At 29.4% G+C, this 3,859-nt stretch carries 3 protein-coding genes; all 3 read left to right on the plus strand.

What is annotated here, in order from left to right; genetic code table 11:
* Window positions 1-14: 14 nt before the first annotated feature.
* A complete protein-coding gene (cls, locus tag CN514_RS21320; protein WP_483295027.1) occupies window positions 15-1,544 on the plus strand; it encodes a cardiolipin synthase in 1,530 nt (509 codons plus the stop codon).
* A 174-nt stretch (window positions 1,545-1,718) separates the two neighbouring features.
* Window positions 1,719-2,924, plus strand: coding sequence for a competence protein CoiA (locus CN514_RS21325; protein ID WP_098234302.1), 1,206 nt, complete (start codon window positions 1,719-1,721; stop codon window positions 2,922-2,924).
* Between the two features lie 53 nt (window positions 2,925-2,977).
* Window positions 2,978-3,859 (plus strand): M3 family oligoendopeptidase (locus CN514_RS21330; RefSeq protein WP_141529462.1); only part of this gene is annotated, 882 nt, incomplete at its 3' end.

The raw sequence follows: 3,859 nt of genomic DNA on the forward strand, positions 1-3,859 counted from the left end.
AATTTCGATTAAAGATTTTAATATTTTTAACAATTGTTGTATGCATTTTATACTTTGCTTCTCCAACTATTAAATTCATTTGGTTAATGAATTTTGCATTTTTTGAAAAATCTACTATTTTTAGATTAATAAGTATAATGTTCTCGATAACGGCTATAGGTGTATCGATTATTATTTTCCTAGAAAATAGAAATCCTGCTAGAACTTTAACATGGATCATTCTTTTAGCTATTTTCCCGTTATTCGGTTTTGTTTTTTATTTAATTTTTGGACAAAATTACAAAAAGAAAATGGTCTATCGAAAAAAAGCAATTAATGATCAAAATGCAAATGGTTTAATTAGTGAATCAGAAGATATAGAAGTGAAAGAATTTATAGCGCAAAATCAAAGATTAGAGTATCTAATAAATATCGCAGCTAAACAGAGTAATACACCAGTCACGATGAATACTTTTACAAAAGTTCTTACAAACGGAAGTGAAACCTTTCCAAAAATAATTGAGGAACTAAAAAAAGCAAAGCATCATATTCATATCGAATTCTATATCGTAAGAAATGATGAGATTGGTAATCAACTAAAAGATATTCTAATTGAAAAGGCACTAAATGGTGTAAAGGTACGATTTCTCTATGACGCTGTAGGTAGTTGGAAATTATCAAGAAATTTTGTAAAAGACTTACGAAAAGCTGGTGTAGAAATACTACCGTTTTCTCCAGTTAAAATTCCAGTTTTAAACGATACGATAAATTACCGAAACCATCGGAAAATTATCGTCATAGATTCGAATGTAGGATTTGTTGGCGGCTTAAATATTGGAGATGAGTATTTAGGTAAAGACCATTATTTTGGAAAGTGGCGAGATACCCATCTATACCTTAATGGAGAAGGTGTACGAACACTACAATTCATATTCTTGCAAGATTGGTATTATATGACGAATGAGCTAATTGATGACAAAGAGTACTTTGACATTAATGCTAGTAGTTATTCTTCAAAAGGAGCAATTCAACTTGTTTCTGGTGGTCCAGACCGAAAGCATGAAGTGATAAAAGAGTTATTTTTTGCGATGATTACAAGTGCTAGGAAAAGTATCTACATTGCTTCACCATATTTTGTTCCTGATGAAGATATTTTAACTGCTCTTAAAGTTGCAGCAAATGGTGGAGTCAAAGTAAAAATTCTAATGCCTGATCGTCCCGATAAAAAAATCGTATTTTATGCCTCGCGTTCATATTTTCCAGAGTTATTAGAAGCTGGAGTCGAAATCTATGAATATAGACAAGGATTCTTACACAGTAAAATATTAATTGTAGATGATGAAATCGCATCTGTTGGAACGGCAAATATGGATATGAGAAGTTTCCGTTTAAACTTTGAAGTCACTGCATTTTTATATTTAGAGGAAAGTATTAATCACTTAGTTAATGATTTTAATAATGATATTCATGATTCTGAAGCAATTATTTTTAATGATTTTAAAAAGAGACCTATTTATAAAAGGATATTTGAATCATTATCAAGATTAATGGCACCACTTTTATAATGAGTTCTATCGTATTGATAGAACATTGATAGAACATTTTTAATAATATTTCATAGTCACCTACCAAATAGAAAAATTAATTTGGTAGGTTTTTTATTTGAAAAATCGTTTTTAATTTTTTTGAAGGAAAATACGAAAGGTATAGTGAAGTAATTTGGAAAGGAGGTAGTAAAGATGATCGTCGCATTAAATACAAAACGGCATACTATTAATTTATTTGAAGTTAAAACGACAGAGGAATTATTAAGATTAAAGCAAAACGGACCATACTTTTGCCCGATTTGTAAAAAGGAAGTGAGGCTCAAAATTGGAGTAAAGCGGGTAACTCATTTTGCTCATTTAGATTTGACTGAATGTGAAAATGAGAAGAAAGAGGGTATTGAGCATTATAAAGGGAAGTTTGCTTTGTACAAATTTTTTAAAAAGTTTAATGTAAATGTTGAGGTTGAAAAATATATACCTGAATTAAATCAAAGACCTGATTTATTTATTAAATTAAATACTCTTCAAATGTGTGTTGAATATCAATGTTCGGTTATTCCTTTAGAAATAATGATAAGGAGGACAAACTCTTTTAAAGATAGTGGAATGAAAGTTTTGTGGATCCTAAATGACAAACTATTAAATCAAAAAAGATGGTCATCTTTCTACATTAATTCCCTCTCTATTTATTCACTTGTTAGAATTAACGTTTTTTCACTTCTCTTCTATAATCCTACATTACAATCATTTACAGTGCTTTCCTCATTAATAGCATTTTCTCCAGTTCAATATATTGGTCAAAAGGACGTATTTCCAATAAATAAATTCAGTCTTAAGGTATTTTTATCTCCAAATAGAATTGATAAAAATGTATTTGTAGCTAAATGGAATCGTTTAAAAAAGGATTTTAGACTATATCAACATTTGCATACTAAAGGTAATTTAATGGTTTTTAAACAGTATTTATATAATGCAAATATTAATTATTTTCCGGCAGTAATTGGAGTTCCTTTAGAAAGTAACTGCATAATTAAAGAACATTGTATCTTTTGGCAAGGGCTAATCTATTTTAAATTTTTTCATGAAGTAGAAATTGGACAACTGATCTTTATCGATAAAATAATTCAGTCTGTAAAAATGGAAGTACAGAATGGTAAATGGAGAGTTAATCAATTTCAAGATAATGATATTGATAATTTGGAGAAATGTGTAGAAAAGTATATTGACTTTTTAGTAAAAATTAGAATCGTAAAACGTGTTAAAAATGGTAAAATAATGAAGATAGCTAATGCTATTATTCCATTATCATTCCAACAAGCATTGGATGAAGACTGTCTGAGCACTAATACAGCATTTGATTTGTTGTTTAATGCAAGAACTGATTCAAATGATTATTAATATCAGACACCGGAATGTTATTAATACTAATAATAATTTTAGGGGGATCAGACATGCTAGAACAAAAAGCTGTTAAAAAGTTACCAACTAGAAGTGAAGTTCAAGAAGAATTAACTTGGAAGTTGGAAGATATTTATGAAACAGATGCAAAATGGGAAGCAGAGTATAAAAAGGTACTTGAATTAATCCCATCGTTTTCAGAGTTTAAAGGTAAATTAGGTGAGTCATCTCAAACACTTTTAAATGCATTGAAAAAACAAGATGAAATTTCGTTTTTATTAGGTAAATTGTATACATACTCTCATATGCGTTACGATCAAGATACAACAAATTCTACATATCAAGCTTTAGATGATCGTGCGAAAAATCTATACACTAAAGCAGGAAGTGCAATGTCATACTTCGTACCTGAATTATTAACAATTTCAGAAGATACATTGAAAAAATTTATTGAAGAAAATAATGAACTGAAATTGTACGAGCACTCTTTAGAAGAAATTTTAAAGCAAAAACCACATGTTCTTTCAGCGGCTGAAGAGGAAATTATGGCACAAGCTTCTGAAGTGTTATCTTCTTCTAGTAATACGTTTGGAATGTTAAATAATGCGGATTTAAAATTTCCGACGATTGAAGACGAGAATGGTGAAGAAGTAGAAATCACACATGGTCGTTATATTCACTATTTAGAAAGTGCAGATCGTCGCGTTCGAAAAGATGCTTTTGAAGCAGTTTATCATACGTATGATGCGTATAAAAACACTTTTGCAAGTACGTTAAGTGGTGCTGTAAAAAAAGATAATTTCAAAGCAAAAGTTAGAAAATATGATAATGCTCGTCATGCAGCATTAAGTAATAACGAAATTCCTGAAATTGTTTATGATCAATTAGTTTCTACTGTAAATGATAATTTAAATTTATTACATCGTTATATTGCT

It is taken from the genome of Bacillus sp. AFS001701 (genome assembly GCF_002559405.1).
Classification (GTDB): domain Bacteria; phylum Bacillota; class Bacilli; order Bacillales; family Bacillaceae_G; genus Gottfriedia.